At 32.7% G+C, this 23,217-nt stretch carries 20 protein-coding genes; 8 read left to right on the plus strand and 12 right to left on the minus strand.

Features of this window, described 5'->3' with window-relative positions; genetic code table 11:
• Positions 1-133: 133 nt before the first annotated feature.
• Positions 134-916 carry a Cof-type HAD-IIB family hydrolase gene (locus NBE98_RS21040; protein ID WP_250816964.1) on the minus strand — a complete coding sequence of 261 codons (783 nt, stop codon included), beginning with the start codon at positions 914-916 and terminating at the stop codon, positions 134-136.
• Positions 917-1,102: 186 nt separating this feature from the next.
• Between NBE98_RS21040 and NBE98_RS22650 the strand changes: the two genes are divergently transcribed.
• Both NBE98_RS22650 and NBE98_RS21045 read left to right on the plus strand, forming a co-directional pair.
• Positions 1,103-1,441 carry an EamA family transporter gene (locus tag NBE98_RS22650; protein WP_490016181.1) on the plus strand — a complete coding sequence of 113 codons (339 nt, stop codon included), beginning with the start codon at positions 1,103-1,105 and terminating at the stop codon, positions 1,439-1,441.
• A 197-nt stretch (positions 1,442-1,638) separates the two neighbouring features.
• Entirely contained in the window at positions 1,639-1,947 is a 309-nt protein-coding gene (locus NBE98_RS21045; protein WP_250816965.1) for a winged helix-turn-helix transcriptional regulator, read from the plus strand.
• A 48-nt stretch (positions 1,948-1,995) separates the two neighbouring features.
• Here NBE98_RS21045 and NBE98_RS21050 read toward each other — a convergent pair whose 3' ends face one another.
• From NBE98_RS21050 to NBE98_RS21070, 5 genes are read right to left on the minus strand one after another with little or no spacing between them, the layout of a single operon-like run.
• Positions 1,996-3,507, minus strand: a complete 1,512-nt coding sequence (locus tag NBE98_RS21050) for a sensor histidine kinase (protein ID WP_250816966.1) — start codon at positions 3,505-3,507, stop codon at positions 1,996-1,998.
• Complete coding sequence (locus NBE98_RS21055) at positions 3,497-4,183, minus strand: response regulator transcription factor (protein WP_250816967.1); 687 nt, start codon at positions 4,181-4,183, stop codon at positions 3,497-3,499. Before NBE98_RS21055 ends, NBE98_RS21050 begins: the two co-directional genes overlap by 11 nt.
• A gap of 19 nt (positions 4,184-4,202) precedes the next feature.
• Entirely contained in the window at positions 4,203-5,372 is a 1,170-nt protein-coding gene (locus tag NBE98_RS21060) for an ABC transporter permease (protein WP_250816968.1), read from the minus strand.
• The gene (locus NBE98_RS21065) at positions 5,369-6,085 is read right to left on the minus strand and encodes an ABC transporter ATP-binding protein (RefSeq protein WP_250816969.1); all 717 of its coding nucleotides are present in this window, start codon (positions 6,083-6,085) and stop codon (positions 5,369-5,371) included. The genes NBE98_RS21060 and NBE98_RS21065 overlap by 4 nt, the downstream gene beginning before the upstream one ends.
• A gap of 29 nt (positions 6,086-6,114) precedes the next feature.
• Positions 6,115-7,602 carry an efflux RND transporter periplasmic adaptor subunit gene (locus NBE98_RS21070; protein ID WP_250816970.1) on the minus strand — a complete coding sequence of 496 codons (1,488 nt, stop codon included), beginning with the start codon at positions 7,600-7,602 and terminating at the stop codon, positions 6,115-6,117.
• 246 nt (positions 7,603-7,848) lie between these two features.
• Here NBE98_RS21070 and NBE98_RS21075 point away from each other — a divergent pair, with 246 nt between their 5' ends.
• The 3 genes from NBE98_RS21075 to NBE98_RS21085 all read left to right on the plus strand — a co-directional run bounded on the left by NBE98_RS21075 (position 7,849) and on the right by NBE98_RS21085 (position 9,715).
• Positions 7,849-8,946, plus strand: coding sequence for a GGDEF domain-containing protein (locus NBE98_RS21075; RefSeq protein WP_250816971.1), 1,098 nt, complete (start codon positions 7,849-7,851; stop codon positions 8,944-8,946).
• A gap of 129 nt (positions 8,947-9,075) precedes the next feature.
• Positions 9,076-9,390 carry a hypothetical protein gene (locus tag NBE98_RS21080; RefSeq protein ID WP_250816972.1) on the plus strand — a complete coding sequence of 105 codons (315 nt, stop codon included), beginning with the start codon at positions 9,076-9,078 and terminating at the stop codon, positions 9,388-9,390.
• A gap of 73 nt (positions 9,391-9,463) precedes the next feature.
• Positions 9,464-9,715: a hypothetical protein gene (locus NBE98_RS21085; RefSeq protein WP_250816973.1), complete on the plus strand. Its 252-nt coding sequence runs from the start codon at positions 9,464-9,466 to the stop codon at positions 9,713-9,715.
• Positions 9,716-9,758: 43 nt separating this feature from the next.
• Here the strand turns inward: NBE98_RS21085 and NBE98_RS21090 are convergent, their stop codons facing one another.
• The 4 genes from NBE98_RS21090 to NBE98_RS21105 all read right to left on the minus strand — a co-directional run bounded on the left by NBE98_RS21090 (position 9,759) and on the right by NBE98_RS21105 (position 16,371).
• On the minus strand, positions 9,759-11,831 hold the full coding sequence (locus tag NBE98_RS21090) for an MASE3 domain-containing sensor histidine kinase (RefSeq protein ID WP_250816974.1): 2,073 nt from the start codon (positions 11,829-11,831) through the stop codon (positions 9,759-9,761).
• A 163-nt stretch (positions 11,832-11,994) separates the two neighbouring features.
• A complete protein-coding gene (locus tag NBE98_RS21095; RefSeq protein WP_250816975.1) occupies positions 11,995-12,627 on the minus strand; it encodes a UBA domain-containing protein in 633 nt (210 codons plus the stop codon).
• 52 nt (positions 12,628-12,679) lie between these two features.
• Complete coding sequence (locus NBE98_RS21100; RefSeq protein WP_250816976.1) at positions 12,680-15,277, minus strand: sensor domain-containing protein; 2,598 nt, start codon at positions 15,275-15,277, stop codon at positions 12,680-12,682.
• A 224-nt stretch (positions 15,278-15,501) separates the two neighbouring features.
• Positions 15,502-16,371, minus strand: a complete 870-nt coding sequence (locus NBE98_RS21105; RefSeq protein ID WP_250816977.1) for a LysR family transcriptional regulator — start codon at positions 16,369-16,371, stop codon at positions 15,502-15,504.
• Positions 16,372-16,485: 114 nt separating this feature from the next.
• Here NBE98_RS21105 and NBE98_RS21110 point away from each other — a divergent pair, with 114 nt between their 5' ends.
• The 3 genes from NBE98_RS21110 (at position 16,486) to NBE98_RS21120 (ending at position 20,134) form a co-directional block, all read left to right on the plus strand.
• Positions 16,486-17,823, plus strand: coding sequence for an MATE family efflux transporter (locus NBE98_RS21110; protein WP_250816978.1), 1,338 nt, complete (start codon positions 16,486-16,488; stop codon positions 17,821-17,823).
• A gap of 204 nt (positions 17,824-18,027) precedes the next feature.
• Complete coding sequence (locus NBE98_RS21115; RefSeq protein ID WP_250816979.1) at positions 18,028-18,594, plus strand: protein kinase family protein; 567 nt, start codon at positions 18,028-18,030, stop codon at positions 18,592-18,594.
• 151 nt (positions 18,595-18,745) lie between these two features.
• Entirely contained in the window at positions 18,746-20,134 is a 1,389-nt protein-coding gene (locus tag NBE98_RS21120) for a LysM peptidoglycan-binding domain-containing protein (RefSeq protein WP_250816980.1), read from the plus strand.
• Between the two features lie 51 nt (positions 20,135-20,185).
• Here the strand turns inward: NBE98_RS21120 and NBE98_RS21125 are convergent, their stop codons facing one another.
• Positions 20,186-22,348: a sensor histidine kinase gene (locus NBE98_RS21125; protein ID WP_250816981.1), complete on the minus strand. Its 2,163-nt coding sequence runs from the start codon at positions 22,346-22,348 to the stop codon at positions 20,186-20,188.
• Positions 22,323-23,027 carry a response regulator transcription factor gene (locus NBE98_RS21130; RefSeq protein WP_250816982.1) on the minus strand — a complete coding sequence of 235 codons (705 nt, stop codon included), beginning with the start codon at positions 23,025-23,027 and terminating at the stop codon, positions 22,323-22,325. Before NBE98_RS21130 ends, NBE98_RS21125 begins: the two co-directional genes overlap by 26 nt.
• Positions 23,028-23,217: the final 190 nt, after the last annotated feature.

Below are 23,217 nucleotides of genomic sequence, written 5' to 3' on the forward strand. Positions count from 1 at the left end.
ACATCTTTACTTTAATATTGCTGCCAAAATAATTATTGTACCATTATAATTATCATCGCTATATGAAACAGGCCCTTTCTACGTTTAATAGGCTAAGTATATTATATTAAGTATTCTTAGCCTATTCTATTTTTTAAACCAAATTAAAATATTCTAGAGCTTGAGCTACACCGTCATTTTCTACACTGTCAGTAATATAGTCCGCAACTTTTTTTACCTTCTCACCAGCGTTTCCCATAGCAATACCAATAGCTACGCAATCAAGCATTTCTATGTCATTCTCTCCATCGCCAAAAGCCATGGTATTTTCAGGTGGAATCTTATAATACTCTAAAAGCTTTTTGATACCTTCCATTTTGCTGCCGCTAGCCGGAATGATATCTATTGCATAGGGATTCCATCGAATTGACTTGCAATGCTTAAGCACGCTTAAAGGATAAAGTTCCGCTTGCTTGCTATCTATATAAGGAATTATTTGATAAACAGGGTTTTCTAAAGCCCTGTGAATATCCATAATGGGAGGCAGTGACGAATATATTGATTTTTGAACCTCTATCACTCGTTGGTTTATTATGTTGATATACATATTATCCTTTTCTACAAACATGCAAGGATATGGAGATTCATCAATTTGTTTGATTAAGTTCTTTATATCTTCCTTATTAATTTCATTTTGGTAAATTACCTCTTTACTATTAAAGCAATACTGACCATTTAAAGTGATATATGCATCAAAATAGAGCCCATCTATTAAGTGTTCTTTCTCAATTTCTAAAATGTGCCGTCCTGTAGCTACAAAGGTGTAAACTCCTTTTTCACGAAGCTTTGCTAATGCTTTTCTAGTAGAAGCTGAACAAGTTTTTAACTTACTGGAAATTAGAGTTCCATCAATATCAAAAAATATAGCTTGTATCATTATAGTTCTCCTTAATTAAGTTCAGTGAATTAATAATATAGTATACCATTGTATATATTTTTTCAAATGTGATATTGCTAGGTTATTGCATCTGTACTTGAATATTTACCGTCCACTTTCATACACTATCAGTAATTAGCTATATTTTTATTTAACATAACAGAGGAGGTTTTTAAAATCAGTGCTGTGGTTTTAGTTTTCTTTAACTCTATACTTTTAGCTTGCGGACAGCTCTTATGGAAGGCAGGATTAAAGCAAGAAAGCATGTCCTCCATAAAACAGCTTATACATCTTCTTTTGAATAAATACATGCTTGGTGGGATAGCAGTATATATCATTTCTACCTTTTACTGGTTTTCTATACTAAAAAAATTTGATTTAACAAAAGTATACCCACTGCAAAGCATCAGTTATATAGTGGTACTATTTTTTGGCTATTTAATGTTTAAGGAACCTATCACTAAGAACACCCTGGTAGGCACCTTAATCATAGTTGTTGGTGTTTTTATAATAACTAAGCAATAAATAGTCTGGATTGATATAATAAACTCAATCCAGATTTTTTATTGCTATATCTATTTTAATTAATAAATTATCTTAACTCTGTATATTCTTTATACAATTTCATTATACTTATAAAAACCAACAAAATTGAACTTCAATAATTAGGTACTTATTTTTTTTAAGCAAATATGATAAAATAATCATAGGAGATGATTACTATGGAAAAAATTCATATGTGTCCTAGATTTGAAGCTGCCTTTGAGCTTCTTGGAAAGAGATGGACTGGACTTATAATCCGTTCTCTCCTTAGTGGAGCAAAACGATTTTCAGATATACAGGAAATAATTCCAAACCTGAGCGCTCGTATGCTAACAGAACGATTTAAGGAACTTGAAGAACAAGGTATTCTTGTTAGAAAAGTTTATCCTGAAATGCCTGTGCGCATTGAATACGAGCTAACAGAAAAAGGCAGAAGTTTGGAAAGTTCTATGAATGAAATTCAAAAATGGGCTGAAAGATGGACATAAAGAAACAAGACCCGAGGGCTTAAACTAAGCTGCGGGTCTTGTTTTTATTTAAAGTTTGGGTACTTCAAAATAGAATTTTACACCATTATCTGTGTTTATAGCTCCATAAGAGTAATCATGATGCACAAGAATATTTTTAACTATGGAAAGCCCTATTCCAGTACCTCCAAGCTTTCTTGTTCTTGCCTTGTCAATTTTATAAAATTGATCCCATATCCTCCCAATATCCTCTTCAGGTATTGAAGAACCTGTATTTTCCACCTCGACTACAAAGCTGTTTTCCATTTCTCTTGCGTTAACATATATACTTCCAGCTTCATTTACATGGCGCAAAGCATTAGTAACAAAGTTTGTAAGCACTTGCTCTAGTCTATTCCAATCTGCATTAACTATAACCTGCGGTAGAAGGTCTAGTTTTAATTCTGCTCTTTTCTCCTCAAAAATAGTTTCATATTTTTTAATGGTGTGCTCTATAAGCTCGGTTAAATTAAATTTTTCTCTTTTTAATTTAAAGCTTCCTGACTCTAGGTAGGATAAATCCAACATGTCTGAAACAAGGTTTCCCATCTTTTCCGCTTCGTCAATTATTATGTCAAGATAGTAGTCTCTATCTGCGCCTTCAAAGATATCATCCTTCAGACCTACTGCATAACCATCAATAAGGCTTATAGGCGTCTTAAGCTCATGGGAAACTGCTGCCACAAACTCTTTTCTCATTTTCTCAAGCTTTCTTTCCTTTTCGATATCCTCTTCAAGCTTAGTATTGGCTTGCTTTAATGAAGTTAAAGCATTATCAAGATTTTCTGATAGGAAATTTAAGGATGCAGCTACATTTCCTATTTCATCCTTATTGTCAACCTGACACTTTTCAGTAAAATCTAGCTGTGCCATCTTTGTAGCTACCTTATTGATTTTTACCAATGGTTTAGCTATCATTTTAGAGTATATAAATGCAAGAAGGATAGTAAACAAAACTGCTACGAGAGTAAAATAAAAATACAGCTTTTCTATTACTCCCACAGCTTCATTAACTGGCTGAAGCGAAGACAAAGCAAAGATAACTTCTGTTTTATCGCTATTATAATTCACTGCAACGATGTTCCTTGTATCACCATCTCTATTGCTTACTAGATAAGTTTGTGTTTTGTTGTCTACCAAAATTGATTTATTGGTTTGCTCGCTCCATAATCTAATAAAGTCAGTAAGATCCTTTGTTTTGTTTCCTTCGTTTCTAAATTTTGATTGATTAAATTTTAATCTGCTTGAGCTGTCTAAAATTACTATTTTAATATTATTATTTGCCTCATGTTCAGCAGCCACTTCCATAGCCGCAACAACATCCTTTGACTTGTTGTATTCACTTCTAAAACTTTCAATATTATTTATTAAATCGCTTTTTTTCTTGCTTATATAAAAACGTTCAAAAAACAATGATTGAATTATCAAAGTGCTTCCAACAAAAGCAGCAAAGAATATAGCTGTGATTATAAATAGTTTCCTAGTTATACTTGTATTGCTATTAAATTTACTCTTTAAATCATTAAGTAGTCTATTCTTCATTCTTTGCCTCAAATCTATATCCTGTTCCTCTAACCGTTGAAATTAAGTATGCCTTTTCACCAAGCTTTTCTCTTAGCCTTTTTATATGGCTGTCTACAGTTCTAAGATCACCTTCAAAGTCAAAGCCCCATATATAATCCAGTATTTTTTCGCGGCTTAAAACAATGTCTTTATTTGCTATAAAATATATTAATAAATCGTATTCTTTGGGAGACAGATTTAAGCTTATTCCATTTATTGATACCTTATGAGATAATTCATCTACATGAAGTCCATCATATAAATGTTCCTTCTTCTGCTTCATTTCCGTTTTATATGCTCTGTTTAAAAGTGTTTTTATTCTTGCTATTAAAAGCTTCATATTAAAAGGCTTAGTAACATAATGATCTGTTCCAAGTTCAAAGCCTATAAGCTTATCCTCATCTTCACCCTTTGCAGTAAGAAAAATTATAGGAACATCTGAGGTCTTCCTAATTTCCCTACAGGTTGACCAACCATCCATAATAGGCATCATCACGTCTAGTATTATTAAATGAAAGCTTTGGCTCTTAAACATATTTAATGCCTGAACACCATTTTCAGCTTCAAAGGTTTCATAACCTTCTTTGTGAAGATAAGCAGCAATAAGCTTTCTCATTCTTTCTTCATCATCAACAATTAAAATTTTTTCTTTCATATTTCACCTTTATTATGTCTTATTCAAATCTTAACGCATCGATTGGATTTAGCTTAGAAGCTTTATTTGCCGGGTATATCCCAAATATAATTCCAACTATTGCTGAGAAGCCAAAGGCAGCTAAAACTATATTGCCAGAGATAAGTATAGTAGTGTTAAAGTACTTAAGCCCTAGGTAAGCTCCTAAATATCCTGTGAGAACACCTGCAATTCCGCCTAGACTGCTTATAGTTGCAGCCTCTATTAAAAATTGAAGAAGTATGGTTCTTCTCTTAGCTCCAATTGCTTTTCTTATACCTATTTCCCTGGTTCTTTCAATTACTGATACTAGCATTATATTCATAATGCCTATGCCTCCGACTACTAGTGAAATAGCAGCTATGCCGCTTAACATTGTTGTCATGCTTTCAGTTGTTGCGTTAGCTGTTTCAAGGAGAGTGGTTTGGTTCATAACCCTAAAGCTCTTTGTATCATTATTATACTTTTTATTTAAGAACAATTGCAAGTAAGCCATAGCTTCGCTTACTTTGTCTTTATTCTCTGCTTCTATATAAAAAGTTCTTATTGTAGAGTTTTTAAGAAGTCTTTGCGCAGTTGATATTGGCAGTATAATTTTATCATCGTTCGAGCCTGCATTTGAAGTTCCTTGTGATTCAAGCACGCCTATTATTGTAAACTCAATTCCGTTAACATACATTGTCTTGCCCACAACATTAGTAGTTTCAAACATATTGGTAGCTGTTTCAGGTCCTATAACCAACACCTTGAATCTGTTGTCTATATCTCTTTGCGAAATAAATCTTCCTTGGCTTACATTTACCTTCCTAATTGAAGTATAGTTAGGCGTAGATGCTTCAAGGCTTGCAGTTCCAGATTTATCCCCGGCCTTTAAATTCGCATTTCCAGATATGCTAGGTGCTATTTCTTTAATTCCAGGTTTAGTTTTTAATTCTTCTATTTCTTGCTCTGAGATGGGTGATGTTCTGTTTCCTGTTATACTTACGGTAATTAAGTTAGTACCAAGCTTTTCAATTTGCTCAGTAACTTTCTTTTTTGTACCTTCTCCCATGCCTACAAGTATTATAACTGAAGAAATACCAATTATTATGCCCAGCATCGTAAGAAAGGATCGCATTTTATTATTCCAAACAGAAGACATTGCTACCTTCAAAAGTTTTGATAGTCTCATGCTCCCACCTCACAATCATTGAGGCTGTCAGACTGTATTTTTCCATCTTTTACAGTGATAATACGCTTTGCATTTGATGCTATTTCCTTATCGTGAGTAATCATAATTATAGTATTACCTTCTTTATTTAAATCATCTAACATCTTTAATACTTCTTTTCCTGTTTTGCTGTCTAAGGCTCCAGTAGGCTCGTCTGCAAGAATAATCTGCGGGTCAGTAACTAAGGCTCTAGCAATAGCAACTCTTTGCATTTGCCCTCCCGAAAGCTCTGATGGTTTATGCTTTATATGGCTTGTAAGTCCAACTTTTTCAATAGCTTCCTTTGCTTTTTCCCTTATCTTGCTGTTTGGATATCCTAAGTAAAGAAGCGGAAGCTCCACATTTTCCATTATATTTAATTTGGGCAGCAAGTTATAGTTTTGAAATATAAAGCCAATCTTTTTGTTTCTTATTTCTGCTAGCTTGTTGTCACTGCATTTTGTATTTAATCCATCTAGAATATATTCGCCTTCTGTTGGCGTATCCAGACAGCCTATTATATTCATGAGTGTTGACTTACCAGCACCAGATGGTCCTACTATAGCCACATATTCCCCCTTAGAGATGCTTAAGCTAACATCATCCAATGCTTTAAAGCTACTGCTGCCCATATTATAAACTTTATCTAAATTTGTTATTTTAATTACTTCTTCGCCTTTTATGTTATCTGTCATAAACCTTCCCCCTTTCTTCAAAAATACATTTAGTTTCTTGGGAAGCCTCCTTGTGCTCCTGATGGCGCCCCTCCCCCGAAGCTGCCCATTGCATTTCTGCCTTGATTTTGATTGTTATTTGTTGTACTAGTTTGAGGCAAGGCAACTAAAAGCTTCTGACCTTCTGTAACTCCTTCTAAGACTTCAATATAATTCTCATTTTCAAGTCCGGTTTTTATTTCAACTAATTTACCCACACTTACATTTTGTGTATTTGTTGTTGTTGCAGCAGTGTTTCTTTGATTAGTTCTTGCAGCCTGTTTAGCAGATTTATTAGAGTTATTAGCATTATTATTTTTACCACTCTGAGTTGTTGCCGAACCCGATGGCGCTGGAGCACCTTGACTATTAGCAGTTACTTGATTATTTGCTGGAGTTCCAGTCGCTGCTTGATTAGTACCTGTACCTTGTGTTCCAGTATTACCCTCAGAGTTTTCAACTCTTACATATCTTTTGCCATTCATTTCAACTAAAGCTTCAGCAGGTATTACTAAAGCATTTTCCTTATTTTCAACCAGAATATTTACATTGGCATTCATGCCAAGTTTAATTCCTTCAGAATTAGTTATTGCGACTACTACATCATAGGTAGTTACGTTATTAGTGCTTTTTCCTTCCTGAGCAATTGTTTCAACTGTACCTTCATAGGTCTTGTTTTTTATAGCATCGAATTTTACTTCAGACTTTTGTCCTAGCTTAATTTTTTCAATATCAAGTTCATCGACAGCTACCTTAACCCTAATTGCGCTCATATCTACAATGGTAAGTACTGCCTTATTTTGCTGAGCACTATCTCCATTTGTTAAGTTTACTGCAGTAATAACACCGGCTATTGGAGCAGTTACTGTCATTTTACCAACTGCATCCTTAGCTGAAGTCAGCTTATCCTTTGCAGCTGTCACTTTTAGCTTAGCTTGCTCAACAGATGCCTGATTTCTTTGAACTTGAAGCTTCAGTGAATCCACTGATTTAGTTCCTTGACTGCTGTTTGACTGATTATTATTTGATTTGCTTGTGTCACTTGACTGAGAGTTAGTTGAAGCAGCAGTACTTGCAGCTGCTTCAGCATCAGATAAATCCTTTTGACTTGCAGTTAGCTCGTTTTGTGCTGAAGTTAAGTTTAAATTTGCATCATTTAAGTTGTTTTGAGCTGTAGTTACAGCTTGTCTAACATCATCGCTATCAGAAACAAAAAGCTTTTGTCCAGCTGTTACTGTATCTCCTATTTTAAAGCTAAGGTCCTTTATGTTTCCGTTATTGCCGGGCATCACTTCTTTAGTATTTGATGAATATGCAGCACCAGTTCCTTGCACATTTACTTGAAGATTCATTTTTCTTGCTGCAACTGTTATGGACCTAGCTGTAGGTGCTGTAACTTGCTTAGCTGCAAACACCTTCTTATAACCATAATAGCCTCCTCCAGAAATTCCAACAACGACTACACAAGCTATTAACGCTTTAATTAGCTTACTTTTCATCTTTTATCCTCCCAAACCTATATTATAAATTGCATAAACCCTACAATTATCTTAATTTAAATTCTATTTAGGTTCAGTGTCAGGTGAATGGCAGTTTTGTAAACAATCTGTTAACAAATCAAGCAAATGTTGTTCTTTCAAACCACTGTTTACTATACTCAAATTATCTTGTATTATGGTAGTAATACCACTATAGCAAGGATTAATATTTCTTATTTTCATAATCAGAAATACGTGGAGGGTTCTATGTTTTCACTTAATTCAGCTTATATAACAAGGCAATTATTCATAAATGCCTGTATATTAGTTACAACCCTATTTATCGCAAGTCAAGTCTTTAGCGAGACTGGCTTACATAAAAATTCATCAAAAAAACTTCACTTAACTGCCGGCTTTATTGGAGGTATTTCTGGAATACTATTAATTACCTTTAGTGTAAATCTTATGCCTGGCTTAATATTGGACTTTAGATATGTTCCTATTATAGTAGTGTCCATGTTTACTTCTCTTAGCTCAATCTTAGTCACCACATTTATGATAGTTTCTTTTAGAATAATTTATCTAGGTTTAAATATGTACTCAATATCTGCAACTATTGCCATGTTTACTATAGCAATTTTCTGCTATCATATAGGATCAAGAAAAATATCTAGAACAAAAAAATGGACATACATGTTTATATTTTCAATAGTCTGCTACACTGTTCTCTTGTTTTTTCTAATACCCAATAAAGTGCTTTTAGTTGAAACACTTATTGGTTTTTGGGTTGGTTCTGCATTCGTTGATTTTTTAGTATATATAATCACTAATAATTTATACAATTCCTTTATATATGTCGAAAGACTTAAAAATGAATCAACTACAGATTTTTTAACAGGTTTAAATAATGTAAGAACTTTTGATACAGAAATTAATAAATACACTAAGGAAGCGTTGCAACAAGGAAATAGACTTTCAGTTTTAATGCTTGATATTGATCATTTCAAAAAAATAAACGATACTTACGGCCATGCTACCGGAGATATTGTACTTAGAGAATTGGCATTAGTACTTAAGGAAACCTGTGGAAAATCGGGCTTTATATCTAGAATGGGAGGGGAAGAGTTTTCAGTTATTCTTCCTAACTTTTCAAGCATAGAAGCTATACGACTTTCCGAAATCATAAGGACCACCATAGCTTCAAATGATTTCTTTTCTTCTGATGGACAAAAGATTAAAGTTACAATCTCTATAGGGGTTGCAACTTATGATGAGACTATTAAAGAAATTGATAATATTATGGAGAAGGCAGACAATGAATTATACAGGGCAAAGCACAGCGGTCGTAACAAAGTATGTGCATAAATTCAACTTAATATAAAATTGATTATTAGAGTGCTTCCAGCACTCTATTTATTTTAAAATTTTATATTCCATATGTAACATTCCATCGAGATGCCGAATAGTATGTACTACAAAAAGGAGGTGCAAACCATGAACAATATATTTGGACAACCTGATAATTATTATGGAAACCGCGAAAATTCCTACACAAGACCTTGTTCACAAACACAACCACTACAATACAATAATGAACATCACTGCGAACAACATCATGAGCACCATGAGCACCATGAGCATCATGAGCATCATTGTGAATGCAATCAAAAGTGTGGAACAGTATTTAGAATTAACATTCCTGCAGGAGCAGAAATTAATGTATTGAATATTGTAGAATTAGCAGCACCTACAGGAATATGCCTAATTCTCAGACTTCCATTCTTAGCTGGAGAATGCAGAGAATGTTAACATTGCTATCCAAAAAATCAAACAAGCATTGACAAGCTATTGAAGAAAAGTAGTTTTCAAAGGAGGGCTAACTATGTCTCAATATTTACAACCTATTCAAGACCATAACTGCAAACAGAAATGCGGAACAGTATTTCGTATCTATATACCTGCAACTGCTGCAATAAATATTTTAAACCTTGTTGAACTTGCTTCCCCTACAGGAATATGCTTAATTCTTAGGTTACCTATATTCGGCGGAGAATGCAAACCTAACTGTCATCATGAACAACTCTTTGATCAAATAAGAAGAGTTGGTGGAACTGTAGAATCAATGGATTGCTAAACACAGAAAAAAACGGGAGCCCTCAAAAGGCTCCCTTCTTTATTTACGAGTAGATATCTGAAAATTCTATTTTAATTCTTTCTACGTTGCTCTCATAAGAATTTTCTTCCTCAAACTCATCATATGAAACTGCTGCTGCAGGAAGAGTTATGATAAACTCGCTGCCTTCTCCAATACTGCTATTTAACTTAATAGTTCCTCCATGCATTTCAATAAGTGATTTAACAAGAGCAAGACCAATGCCGCTGCCCTCATGATTTCTTGTAAACGACTTGTCCACTTGTCTGAAGCGTTCAAAAATAATTTCCTGTTTATCATAAGGAATACCTATGCCCGTATCTTTTACTGAGATGGTGACAACTTCTCCTTCATCAGTAAAGTTTACAAATATACTGTCACCTGGATTAGTAAATTTAATAGCATTAGATAAGAGATTAAGCATTATTCTTTCAATCTTGTCAAAATCACAGGCCATAATTTTTTCTTCAGTATCAGTGTCAAAAGTAAGCGTTATTCCTTTCTCATTAACATAATCAGCTACCGATAGAGTTATGTCTTCCACCATATTGACTATATTGTAATTTTGAAGGTTAAGTTCTAAGTAACCTGAATCAATTTTTGAAATATCTATAAAATTATTTACTAGTTTTAAAAGCCTATAACAATTTTGCTTCATGCTATTAAGATATTTTTTGGTCTTATCTTCTGGATAATTACTTACCCCTCCCATATTCAAAAGCTGTACAGCGCTTAATATAACATTTAATGGAGTCCTCAGTTCATGGGATATATTTGATATAAACTCAGTTATAAGCTTATTGTACTCCCTGGATTCATTTAGAAGTTCTGAGCTTTTTTTCACATCCTCTTTAAGTTTTTTAACCTGCTCTTTATAGTCTAAATCTCTTAGAATTGCTAATACAGCTGGTTTTCCATTATTTATAAAGTAGGCAGCTGCTGTTTCTATATGGTGTATCTCATTATTAACCTTTATTTTAGTTTCAAAGAAAGGTACCACACTCTTTTTATTACTTATATCGTTTAATATATCTTCTATCTTTTCTATATCATCTTCATAAACAAAATCATAAATTGTTCTACCCTTTAAATCATTTATGTGGTCTACTCCAAGACGATTTAGAGCTTTATCATTAGCATAAATATAATTGCCCTCACAAAGAACAACAATAGCATCCTTTGAATTTTCTATAAGTATTTTATAACATTCTTCATTACTCACAAATGCTTCTTCAACAGTTCTTCTCATGCTGTTCTCTTCAGCAAGTTCTCTACTTGTCGCATTTAATTTGAAGTATAAGTGATTGTAGGGAGTTTTCAGTCCCACATCTATTAGAGCTTTATATATATAATAAAAAGCCATAAACTTCGACACATGAAGCATCACATTCAAAGAATTATATGGTTCTCCAAAAGTAAAAAATAAAACTGTCAATATTCTTGCAGCAATACTATGCTGGGTATAAATATAAAGACTATAACTTATATTTTTTCTTATTCTATAATATAAAAATGCACTAGATGCAAGCATCACTATAATTGCTATCTGACTCATAATTTTAAAAGCTGTAGGCTTGTAATTTTCCATTATTATATCAGGAAAAATATTATTCCAAAATATTGCTAAAATTGCCCCCAGCGCCAAGAAAAAAATCCCCTTAGCAACTAAACATGGTTTAAAGCTAGTACAATTACTTTTCAGAAGTTTATAAGAAAACAAAGTAGTAGCTGCTTCTACATACATTGCTAAAACTGCAGCTTGCAGTGAAATATTAAAATTCGATGATTTTATAATGTTCATTCCCGGATATGTAATTGTATGAATAAAATCAAATATCCCTACAAAGGCATAACCTATTCCTAGAAACATGAAAAAGCTATTTCTAGAAATTCCATAAGTATTTACAGCTACTATTAGTATGCTGAAAGCAACAACAGATGTAAACATTTGAATAATAGTATGAAACAACACATAGTTTCTGCTGCTTAAGAAAAAGCTTACAAGCATTGTAACAATTATAAAAATTATATTTCCGCTCATCCCCTTAAACTTTTTCTTTTGAAATTCTTGCTTTTTAATGACATAACTTGAATCCATATAGTTTTCTCCCTATTATCCCATATTGATATCCATATAATATTATGTAGAACTATGGCCTATAGTGTCAAATGGTATATAGTGCCAAAAGAAAACATATGAAAATCTTCAAGTAAAAAGAGCAATCTAACTTATAAAAATCAGATTACCCTTCATTAGCTAATTATTCAGTTAAAAGCCATTTCAAAACTTTTACAGCTTGATCTTTTCTATTTGAGGTAGCAATAACAGCAATAACCTTATCTTTAGTATTAAAGCCAATCTCTTCAAGTTTCTTGTTACTTTCCACATCTACTCCGTAGTTACTGTCTCCTGCACTGTTTTTAACAAGCTTTTGGGTTTTAAATTCAGTTGACTTAAAGTCAGTTAAATCCTCAAGCTTTGAAAATATGCCTTCCTCTGAAAATTTATTAAAATCATTTTTATCCATTACAATAAGATCAAGCTCATTTGCAGCGATCTGTGCCATAAACTTTTGTATAAGCTGCATATTAGAAGCATCTGAGCTAGTTAAGTTTCCAGCAATTGGCATAGTACTTATAAAAGCTTCTTTTTTCTTTTCTGTAGGACTTATCAAAAGACTTGTTATATCTTTCTGTAATTCTTCTCTCTTAGGCTCTATTGAAGCCGAGCCCATCAAAGTCAGATTAAATATGGTTTCTACCCTGGTAACCTGTCCATAGATAAATGAACCTATAAGCAATATACCAATAAGTCCTCCAATAATATGAATTTTATAGTAGTCCCAAATGTACTCTCTCCTTTCTTTAGGAGTCATACTTTTTAAATCCACCATACCCTGTACCTCACTTATCTCTTTATAGTATTTATTATATCTTAATTTAGCTTTAGCTTAAACCTCTCTCTAAAACATTCACAAACTTATCTGAGGATAAGGGTCTGCTAAAGAAATATCCCTGCATAATATAGCACTTCTGATTAGTCAAAAACTTCACATGAGACTCTGTTTCCACACCTTCTGCAATAATATTTATATTCAATTTATTAGCCATAGCAATAATTGCAGAAACAATAGCTTCTTCATCAGAGTCATTTTTAATATCTTTTACAAATTGCTGTGCTATCTTTAGTGTGCTTATAGGAAACTTCTTTAGATAACTCAGAGAAGAATATCCCGTCCCGAAGTCGTCAATAGAAACTGAAATCCCCATCTGTTTTAGTGCCAATATTTTAACTATAACTTCATCCTCATTTTGCATAGCTATACTTTCAGTAATTTCTAACTCCAAGTATCTTCCATCCAAACCAGTATCCTTTAATATTCCTGAAACAACTTCAACGAAGTCATCTAATTGAAATTGCTTTACAGATATATTTACACCCATCTTTGATAATTTATATCCTTTTTGCTGCCAAAGCATCATTTGCTTACAGGCAGCTCTCAATATCCACTCTCCTATTGTAAGTATAAGCCCTGTTTCTTCAGCTAAGGCAATAAACTCACTAGGTGGAACAAGACCTAAACTTGGGTGATTCCAGCGAACCAATGCTTCTGCTCCAATAATTTCATTGTTTTTAGTATTAATTTGAGGTTGATAATATAGAATTAATTCTTCTCGCTTAATGGCATTTTTAAGACTTTTATCTAAAATAAACTTTTGGGAATTTATTTGATTTAATTCTGGTATATAAAAATTATACCCGTTTCTCCCCTCTTCCTTTACGCTGTACATTGCAGCATCAGCATTTTTCATAAGAGTTATCCAATCTTCACCGTCATCAGGGAACATTGCAATTCCAATACTACAACTTATAACCAGCTCATGTTTGTTTATTAAAAATGGATTGCTTAGAGAATTAATAATTTTCTCCGCCACTTTAATAACATCATTAGTATCAGATACGCTACTTAAAAGTACAGTAAATTCATCGCCTCCCTGACGAGCTACAATATCACTTTTTCTAAGACAATTTTTCAGGCGATTAGATGCAGCAATCAGCAGCTGATCTCCCATTTCATGTCCTAAAGTATCATTTATCCCCTTAAATCTATCAAGGTCAATGAACATAACTGCAGCCTTCTCAGTATTGTTTTTTATATCAATCATCAGTTCTTCGATTTTATCTTTAATAAATCTTCTATTTGGAAGACTTGTAAGTGAATCATGAAAAGCCATATGATGGATTTTTCCCTGATTTATTTTATATTCAGTTATATCTTTAATAATGCCATATATGCCTGTTACCTTGCTATCTACAATAATTGGAATGCAGGTAACATCTAGCTCTAGCTTCTTTTCCAGCTTCGTTGTAAAGAGCATTTCAAAATTACAAGGGCCATTACTAACAGTGCTGATGAAATACTTTTTTGCCATTTCCTGATTTTCTTTATCTATTAAATCAAAAATCGGTTTTTCTAAAATCTCTTTCTCAGAATAGCCAGATAAATTTTCACAGGCTGAGTTTATGCTTGTAATCCTGCCCTCAAGGTCTAAAGAATAGATTGCTAAATAATGTTGGTCGTACAATGATTTATAAATCTGCTTGCTTTCTTTTAGTTCCTTTGTTCTCTGTTCAACCTTGCTTTCAAGTCTATGGTTCAAGGTTGAAACATCCTGCAAAAGCTTCTTATTGTCAATAATAACAAGAATCTGTTTCACTATAACAAGAAGCATGGTAATAACCATACCGACAGAAAACAAATCATGTGAATAAGCTAACTCTACAGTTAAGGAAATTGTCACTACAACATAAGGCATACTAATTCGAAGCACATTTATCTTTGAAGAGGCTTTTTCGGTTACTATTTGTCGCTGCTCTAAATACAATGAATATAAGCCTGAAATCCCAATAATAAAAAATGCTAAAGCCCATAGAGGGTCATATAAGCTGCCAGTTGAATAAAGTCCTTTTGATGCAGTTAGAAAATAATAGGAATCAGCAATAAGAAGAGTAAATATACCTCCAAAGATAAGTATGTATTTCCTGTAATACGCTTCTTCGCCTAATAGAAAGTATAAATACAGTACTCCTAGCAACATGGTTAAATCAAAAACCGGACTACCCAAGGTCAGCAAGACCCAAATAATAGATTGTCCATTAAATTGCTGAAACATGGGAGCTATAATAAATCTGTAGCTCAAATTTATTATAGCAATCATAACTATAAGAGCATCAAATATTGAATATAGGCTCTTATACGCGCTTCTTCCTTTATGCATCCTGTAAAATACGGCACTTAGATAGAAAAAATACATTAAGGCAAAAAATAAACTAAAATACCCTGCATAGTGATGCTCTATCTTTAATATTATTTCGTAATAACTCCAAATTAGCATTCCTATAGTATAAGAGAACGTCCCAAGAACCATAAACAGCCAAAATTTCTTCTCTCTCTTAGATATTTTTTTATAGGTTGTAATTAGTAAAATAAGGGTTATTATGAGAGCAACAGTTTGCAGTATATCAGAACCAATTGTTAGCATCCTTTTATTATCCTGCCATAAAAAAATCCATAAATAAAAAAATATTACGTAGATAGTTGTACCTAACACAATTTTTCTTCTAGAATTAAATAAGCCCAATCCTATGCACCCCACTTAAGTAAGAAAACAAATATTTATACTAAGCTAAATATAACCTTTTCATAGTAAGATAATATATACAATTATACAAGATTACACAAATTCCTACAATAATTTACCTAGCATTAATTATTTGTTATTTCCTTCAAGAAATTTACTGCTACTGTAGATAATTTATTATTTTCGAGAGTCACTATGGAGTTTTGTGTATATAGAGACTGATTATCTATAATCTTAAACTTCAAATTATTTGCAAGTACAAGGCTTTTAGAGGACATAGGTACTATAGCAACTCCCAAACCTGCATTTGCCCATAATAAAGAAGTCCTGGAATCATCATTTATACACAGAATTGATGGGTTTATTCTCTCTTTTTGAAATGCTGAAATTACAACATCTTTAAATCTTCTATATATAACAAGGGGCTTTCCCCTTAATTCTTCAATCAAAATTGTTTCCTCATATTTGTCTAAATCACTATCAGTACTATATGCGGCTATCATTGGTTCACTTTTCATATAAATTGTATTCAATCCAGTCGTTTCAAAGGGAGTCCTCACAATTCCAATTTCTATGACTCCAGAAAAAAGCAGCTCTATAATTTCTGGTGTAATCCCTTCATAGATCTCATATCTGACTTTACTATATTTTTTATGAAACCTAAGAAAAAACCTCTCTAAAAAGTCGGCATCTATTGCAGATATTGTTCCAATCCTTAAGGTTCCCTTAAAACCGCTCTTATTATCCTGAAGTTCCTTTTCAATTGAGTTTTGCAGCTCCAGCATACTATTTGCTTTATCTAAAAGAATTTCCCCTGCATCAGTTAAAGTTATCCTTCTTGATCCTCTATGAAATAACTTAGTTCCTAATTGTTCCTCTAGATTCTTTATTTGATTGCTAAGAGCAGGTTGAGCTATATGTAGTTTTTTTGATGCAGCTGTAATGTTTCCCGCATTTACCACAGTTACAAAATATAAAAGCTGTTTTATTTCCATGAACTTATCTCCTATATAAAAAAACATATGGATTCTATAATATATCAATATTTTTATTATATGTTAATCTATGTTAGACTACAATAGAGTAAAACAATGCAAGGGGGAATACTAATGGTTACTGATATGACTAAAGGAAATCCTACAAAAACTATACTAAAGTTTTCACTTCCTTTTTTGATTGGAAACTTATTTCAACAATTATATAACATTGTGGATTCAGTTGTCGTTGGAAAGTTCATTGGAACAGAATCATTGGCAGCAGTAGGCTCGTCATTTATGCTTATGAACTTCTTTTCTTTTATAATAATAGGATTATGTATGGGCGCTTCTGCCGTTTATTCATTTTTCTTCGGTGAGAAAAATTATTCAAAGCTTCGTAAATCAATATTTATATCCTTTTCATTGATAGGTTTTTTTACAGTTATACTTTCAATTGCAATCATATTAAATATTGATAATATGCTGCTTCTTATAAAAACTCCTCAAAGCATATTTAAAGGCTCAAGCGATTACCTAAGAATCATTTTTGGAGGATTAATATTTGTATTTCTATTTAATGCTTGTTCAGCTTTACTTAGATCTATAGGTGATTCAAGAACTCCATTATATTTTTTAGTTTTAGCTGCTATCATTAACATTGTGCTTGATTTAGTGTTTGTAATTAATTTTAATATGGGTATAGAAGGAGTAGCTCTTGCAACTATAATAGCTCAGGCTGTATCATCAGTCTTATGTTTAGTCTATGCTTTTCTAAAAATACCTCTTATTAGACTAAAGCGTGAGGATATGGTATTTGACAAAAACATATCACTCATGATTGGTAAATATAGCATTCTTACATCAATTCAACAGTCTATTATGACCTTTGGAATGGTTTGCGTTCAGGGAATTGTAAATACTTTTGGGCCAGATACAATTGCAGCTTTTACTGCAGCTGGAAAGATTGATTCTATAGCATACTTGCCAGTTCAGGATTTTGGCAATGCTTTTTCTACTTATATAGCTCAAAACAAAGGAGCTAAGAATACTTCAAGAATACATGAAGGTATAAAATCTGCTGCTCGTACAATAGTTTTATTTTGTTTAGTTTTTTCTACATTGATTTTTATAAATTCCAAGAATTTAATGAAGATTTTTGTAAATGCAGATGAAATTAATGTAATAACTCTTGGTGTAGAATATTTGTCTATAATATCTGTATTTTATATATTAATAGGTTTTTTATTTATGTTCTATGGATTTTTTAGAGGTATTGGAGCATTAAATACCTCCTTGATACTTACAATAATGTCTCTTGGTACTAGAGTAATCATGGCATATGTACTTTCAAGGATTCCTCAGTTAGCTCAGCGCGGCATATGGTGGTCTGTTCCTCTAGGCTGGTTCCTTGCAGATAGCATTGGACTTACAATTTATTTAAAGATGAAAAAGAAGAGCTTGTTTCAATAAATAAAGGCAGAGCAACAACATTGATTTTTGTTGCTCTGCCTTTTATTCATTCCAACTATTGAACTGCTGTTATTTTAGCAATCACAATATATTATGATTTTAAAGTGTTAATTGTTACTAGAAACTGTAACATTTTTTACTGCTGTCCATAGACTAATATTAATAAGAATTTCAGAATTTATTTTAATAATATGGGGTGATATAATGCGAAAAAAACATAAGTATAGGTGTAATTATTTATGTTATGACATAAGTGAACTGAGGATGATCGGTCAGGGGCATGAGGGCAAGGTCTATCTACTTCCTAATGATAGAGTAATAAAGATATTTCATAATTCTAATTCTTGCAAACGCCAAATCGAGATACTTCTGAAAGCACGAAACAGCAGGTTTTTTCCTACTGTTTTTTATTTTGATAATAATTCTATAGTTATGAGTTTTATACACGGCACCACTCTATCTCATTACTTAAACTATTACGAGATTGATAAAAATATTTCACTTGAACTTGTCAAGCTTATTGATAATTTTAGGGATCTAGGTTTTACAAGGCTTGACATGCGTCTTGGACATATATTTTTGCAGCCTGATAAAACCATTAAGGTTATTGATCCCAGAAAAAGTTATGAAAAAATACGAACCTACCCACGTTCGATGCTAAAAGGACTAAGAAAGCGCGAAGCTCTAAATGATTTTTATGAATACATTAGAGAAGATTATCCATGTTACTATAAATACTGGAAAAACATGCTCTTGAAAGAGTATGGATAAATGTATTTTAATTAATATCACTTCCATTGCTTTTAGCTAAAGGTAAAAAGTTAACAAGTTAACTTTTTAAAAATATACCTTTAAGCAATCAAACACACCTTTTTCAAAATTTCATATTATATATTGATATTAATTTTTTTTGGAGAAGCATATGCAAGTATTTTATACAGTCCGCTTTGGTGATACCATCAGCAGTATTGCAAAGCGCTTTAATATTCCTATTATCTCTTTAATAAATGCAAACAATCTTAAAGCTCCATATAAAATCTATATAGGTCAGCAGTTGTCAATGCCTCCTGGCGTCACCACTTATGTAGTAAAGCCTGGGGATTCAATTTATGCTATATCAACAAGGTATGGTATTCCTATTCGTATAATTTTAAAAGCAAATACTATTGAAGAACCTTATACTATAATGCCTGGTCAAATCCTCAATATTCCTCAAGGAGTACCCTTTTATGTTGTCAACCCTGGAGATTCTCTTTACAAGATTGCTGCACGGTACAATGTAATAGTAAACGGGCAACCAAGTGCTGAGCTTATTATAAAAGCTAACCCTGGACTTACTGCCTCTATAAGACCAGGCATGACTATTTCTATTCCCTATCCACCTCCCGGAGGAAAAGGAAGATTAGCTGCGGTGTTAAGCGACGACATCAATTCCTATCTGATGTTCTATGACACAACTACAGGACAACGAGATACGATGTTATTAGACGAAGGAAGCGAGACATCAAGGATTTTCTGGGCTCCAAATCGAAGTAAAATTGCACATATAGGGAGCTCTGGAGTTATTTCTATTATAGACGTGCCAACAAAAAGAGTCTCAAAAGTTGATAAAATACCTGTTCCCGGATTTATTGACTGGTCTTCCGACAGCCAAACAATTGTCTACTCTAATGGAAAGTTAATTCGAATGTACAATGTTACGAATTATACCTCTACAACTATCTATCGCGTAGGTACTTCATATGTTCAATGGTTCCCAAATAGCAACGAACTTCTATACGAGGCAAAAGACTCCTCAAACACCAGTCAGCTATATAAAAATTCTTTAGACGGAAGTAATGAAATTCAGATTACTAAAAATGCTAATGGAAATTTAAACGAAGTAAGGCTATCTCCAAATGGAAACTATGTTTTGTATACTACACCCGGAGTAAGCATATCAGAAATTTATACAATAGAGCTTGCTACGGGAAATATATACAAGATTCCTGGAGGTCCTGAAGCTAAGAACTACTATCCAATCTGGTCTCCAGATTCAACTAAAATAGCCTATAGCTCAACTCAATTTATTAACGGAAAATATTATTCTCTAATTAGAGTTACTGGCTTAAAAGGCGAAGCTGATTCTACTATAGCCATTGGCAGCTGTTTTGCTACACCTTTAGCCTGGTCTCCAGACAGTAGAAAAATAGCATATCTATCAGGCTGCAGACAGGAATACAAGCCTGTTGAAGTTTGGAGCATAGATATCGATAAATTAGTTCCTATTAACATTTTAAGCGGATTTACATTCTACAGCATTGATTGGTGACAAAAACAAGAAAAGCAGTTGAGGCAATTTAAAATCACCTCAACTGCTTTTTTAATGCTTTTTATCAAAGGCTATAATTACCTTAAACAAGTCACCATCAACTATTATATCTAGTCTGCCTCCATGCAATTCTACAAAACTTTTAGCTATAGCTAGACCTAGACCTGCTCCCTCTGTATTTCTCGATTTATCCCCTCTTACAAATCTCTCCATTATCTCATCAACATTAAAGTTTATTTCATTTGCAGCCATGTTTTTAAACACTATTTCAACCTTATCTCTGTGGTTAAAAATATCTATATAAACTCTGCTGCCTTCTAAGGCATACTTTGTTATGTTTATTATAAGATTTTCAAAAACTCTAAACATCCGCTGACTGTCTAAAGGAAGTATCACTTTTTCTTCGGGATAATTAGCTCTTATTGATAAAGATGACCTTAGTATTTTATCATCCAATTCCAGTAGGGTTTGCTTCATTAACGCCACAACATCCACATCAACTATATTTAAGCTGATGTTTCCGCTGGTAGCCTTACTCACTTCAAATAAATCTTCTATTAAATCCTTAAGTCTTTGAGATTTTCTATCCAAAGTGTCTAAGTATTCTCTTCGTTTTTCTTCTGGAAGGTTTCCATCTTTTAGAAGCTCTACGTAAGTAATAATAGAGGTTAAAGGAGTCTTAAGATCATGAGAAACATTAGTAATTAGCTCTGTTTTCATCTTCTGGCTTTTTACTTCTTCATCAACAGCTTTTTTAAAACCCTTTTGAATATTCTGCAGCTCCACCTTAAAGGTATTAAATACCCCTAAATCCTCTTCAATATATATATCCAGCTTACCTTCAGCAATCCTGTTTGTAGCTTCAAATAACTTGTTATACTTGTTGCTTATATCGCTGTAATGTTTAGTTATTATTCTAAATAAAACTATAGTATATCCAATAGCAAGAATTATTCCCAGAAACCACATAGAACTCATGACAACCAAAATTATTAGATTTATTCCAAGCAGAAGCCTGATTCTCTTCTTTTCCTTGCTTTTTAAATCAATGTTGCTTAAGTAGCTGTAAACTCTCCTGTTAGTTATCCATATGCTTCTTAAAAGCTTATATAAAAGTGAGTTTTCACCTAGGTATTTTTTAATTCCGATACTCCAGATATGCTTTAGTAGGATAATTGTAAAAAATACGATAGCAAAGCTGGTAGTCCAAAACATAATATTAATAAGGCTCTCAATCTCAGCTGCAGCTTCACCACTCATAATTAAAGGTGCAAAATTAATTATATCCTCTTCTAACGTGCTGCTTATCAGCGAATAGGATGCTCCATAAAGAATAACTACTATGGCTGCAGTGGATATAGAAGCAATTATCTCCACAGGCACTTTAGCAATTTGGTTAAATCCAATCGTCTCTTTTGTAAGCTTGTATGGGATTATTAATGCGATGATAGTTATCAAAATAAGAGCAGGATTTATAATATTTGCTGCAGCTGATGTATATGAGCTGATTCTGCTTTGTGTTTGATAATTAGTTATTGAATCCTTATACTTTAATTCTTTAGGTACGGCATAAATATAAATCATGTTCTTAATAGGCTTTACTTCAAAATTATTTATATTTTCGTTACTTTTAATTGTGCTAGAAGCAATAAGTTTATCTGCTCCATAAATTCTTTTAATACTCATGTCTCCCTTGTCATTATAATCAATAACAATATAGAAATCGTATTTATTATTTAGTGCTTCATAGACGTTGGATTCAGTATTGTCAGCTAACAGCTGGCTTAATTCAGCTTGGTTTCTCTCTTTAACCATCTTGTTATCTTTATTGACAGCGTAATAGTCCAGGTTTTTCAAATCTGTGTCTAACATCTCCTGATTCCTGTAAATATATCTGTCAAATTCATTATAAAAATTCTTTAAATTTTCCTCACTTTTATAATATTGACCTCCATATCCACTTATAAGAACCTCTGAGGGTTTTAAAATGTCATTATCCTTATTCTTTAAAGTATCAAAATATATACCGTAGTTGCTGCGATTTAAATTATAGAAAAAATCATCTTTCTCAAAAATGTTATATTCATATTTTCTTGCCTGCTCTTTTATAAATGGATATGTAGAATATATTCCTGCTGATAAAAATATTAAAAGCAAAAAAATAGCTGCACTTATAATATATCTTCCTTTACTGCTTTTCAATTTTGTATCCAACTCCCCACACCACCTTTAAATATTTTGGATTTTTAGGATTTATCTCTATCTTTTCTCTTATATTTCTCACATGAACCATTATCGTATCAGTACTTATTGCCTGTTCGTTCCAAACTCTTTCATATATTTCCTCCGCTGAAAACACTCTTCCTGGGTTTCTTATTAAAAGTGTTAAAATTTTAAACTCAATAGGAGTAGTTCTTACTAAAATTCCATCTACCGTTACCTCTTTAGTGTCTGTATTTATTTCTAGCCCCCCAACGGAATGTATATTGGATTTCACTTCATTTTCCTTTAACATGCTTAAAAATTTGGTGTATCTCCTAAGCTGAGAGTTAACTCTAGCTAAAAGCTCAAGAGGCTTAAAAGGTTTAGTCACATAATCATCTGCCCCCATATTAAGGCCCATTATTTTATCAACATCCTCAGACTTTGCCGACAACATTATTACGGGAAAAGCATAATTTTCTCTAAGCTTCATGGTAAAGGTTATCCCATCCATTTTAGGCATCATCACATCCACAATTGCCAGATGTATTGCTTCTGTATCCACCATTTGGAGGCCCTCAATACCATTGCTGGCAATAAAGACCTTATAACCTTGATTTGTCAAGTAAGCCTCAATTGCAACTGCTATATCTCTTTCATCTTCCACAACTAAAATATTATATGTATCCACTTTACTTACCTCTCTCATAAATGATATTTATAGGATTTCATTCCTAATTATATAATACTATAGTTATGTAATCACCTCATTTTATTCATCCTCTTTGTATTGCTGGCCATCATTATCTTTTCTATAATTAAATCTATTAACTATTTATATACTACTATTAATTCTTAAAGATACTATGGTATTAATCCTA

The organism is Clostridium swellfunianum, assembly GCF_023656515.1.
GTDB classification, from domain to species: domain Bacteria; phylum Bacillota; class Clostridia; order Clostridiales; family Clostridiaceae; genus Clostridium_AT; species Clostridium_AT swellfunianum.

Coding starts and splice junctions, on each gene's coding strand:
- NBE98_RS21040 (WP_250816964.1), bottom strand. CDS start 916: ATGATACAAGCTATATTTTTTGATATTGATGGAACTCTAATTTCCAGT.
- NBE98_RS21045 (WP_250816965.1), top strand. CDS start 1,639: ATGGAAAAAATTCATATGTGTCCTAGATTTGAAGCTGCCTTTGAGCTT.
- NBE98_RS21050 (WP_250816966.1), bottom strand. CDS start 3,507: ATGAAGAATAGACTACTTAATGATTTAAAGAGTAAATTTAATAGCAAT.
- NBE98_RS21055 (WP_250816967.1), bottom strand. CDS start 4,183: ATGAAAGAAAAAATTTTAATTGTTGATGATGAAGAAAGAATGAGAAAG.
- NBE98_RS21060 (WP_250816968.1), bottom strand. CDS start 5,372: ATGAGACTATCAAAACTTTTGAAGGTAGCAATGTCTTCTGTTTGGAAT.
- NBE98_RS21065 (WP_250816969.1), bottom strand. CDS start 6,085: ATGACAGATAACATAAAAGGCGAAGAAGTAATTAAAATAACAAATTTA.
- NBE98_RS21070 (WP_250816970.1), bottom strand. CDS start 7,602: ATGAAAAGTAAGCTAATTAAAGCGTTAATAGCTTGTGTAGTCGTTGTT.
- NBE98_RS21075 (WP_250816971.1), top strand. CDS start 7,849: ATGTTTTCACTTAATTCAGCTTATATAACAAGGCAATTATTCATAAAT.
- NBE98_RS21080 (WP_250816972.1), top strand. CDS start 9,076: ATGAACAATATATTTGGACAACCTGATAATTATTATGGAAACCGCGAA.
- NBE98_RS21085 (WP_250816973.1), top strand. CDS start 9,464: ATGTCTCAATATTTACAACCTATTCAAGACCATAACTGCAAACAGAAA.
- NBE98_RS21090 (WP_250816974.1), bottom strand. CDS start 11,831: ATGGATTCAAGTTATGTCATTAAAAAGCAAGAATTTCAAAAGAAAAAG.
- NBE98_RS21095 (WP_250816975.1), bottom strand. CDS start 12,627: ATGGTGGATTTAAAAAGTATGACTCCTAAAGAAAGGAGAGAGTACATT.
- NBE98_RS21100 (WP_250816976.1), bottom strand. CDS start 15,277: ATGCTAACAATTGGTTCTGATATACTGCAAACTGTTGCTCTCATAATA.
- NBE98_RS21105 (WP_250816977.1), bottom strand. CDS start 16,371: ATGGAAATAAAACAGCTTTTATATTTTGTAACTGTGGTAAATGCGGGA.
- NBE98_RS21110 (WP_250816978.1), top strand. CDS start 16,486: ATGGTTACTGATATGACTAAAGGAAATCCTACAAAAACTATACTAAAG.
- NBE98_RS21115 (WP_250816979.1), top strand. CDS start 18,028: ATGCGAAAAAAACATAAGTATAGGTGTAATTATTTATGTTATGACATA.
- NBE98_RS21120 (WP_250816980.1), top strand. CDS start 18,746: ATGCAAGTATTTTATACAGTCCGCTTTGGTGATACCATCAGCAGTATT.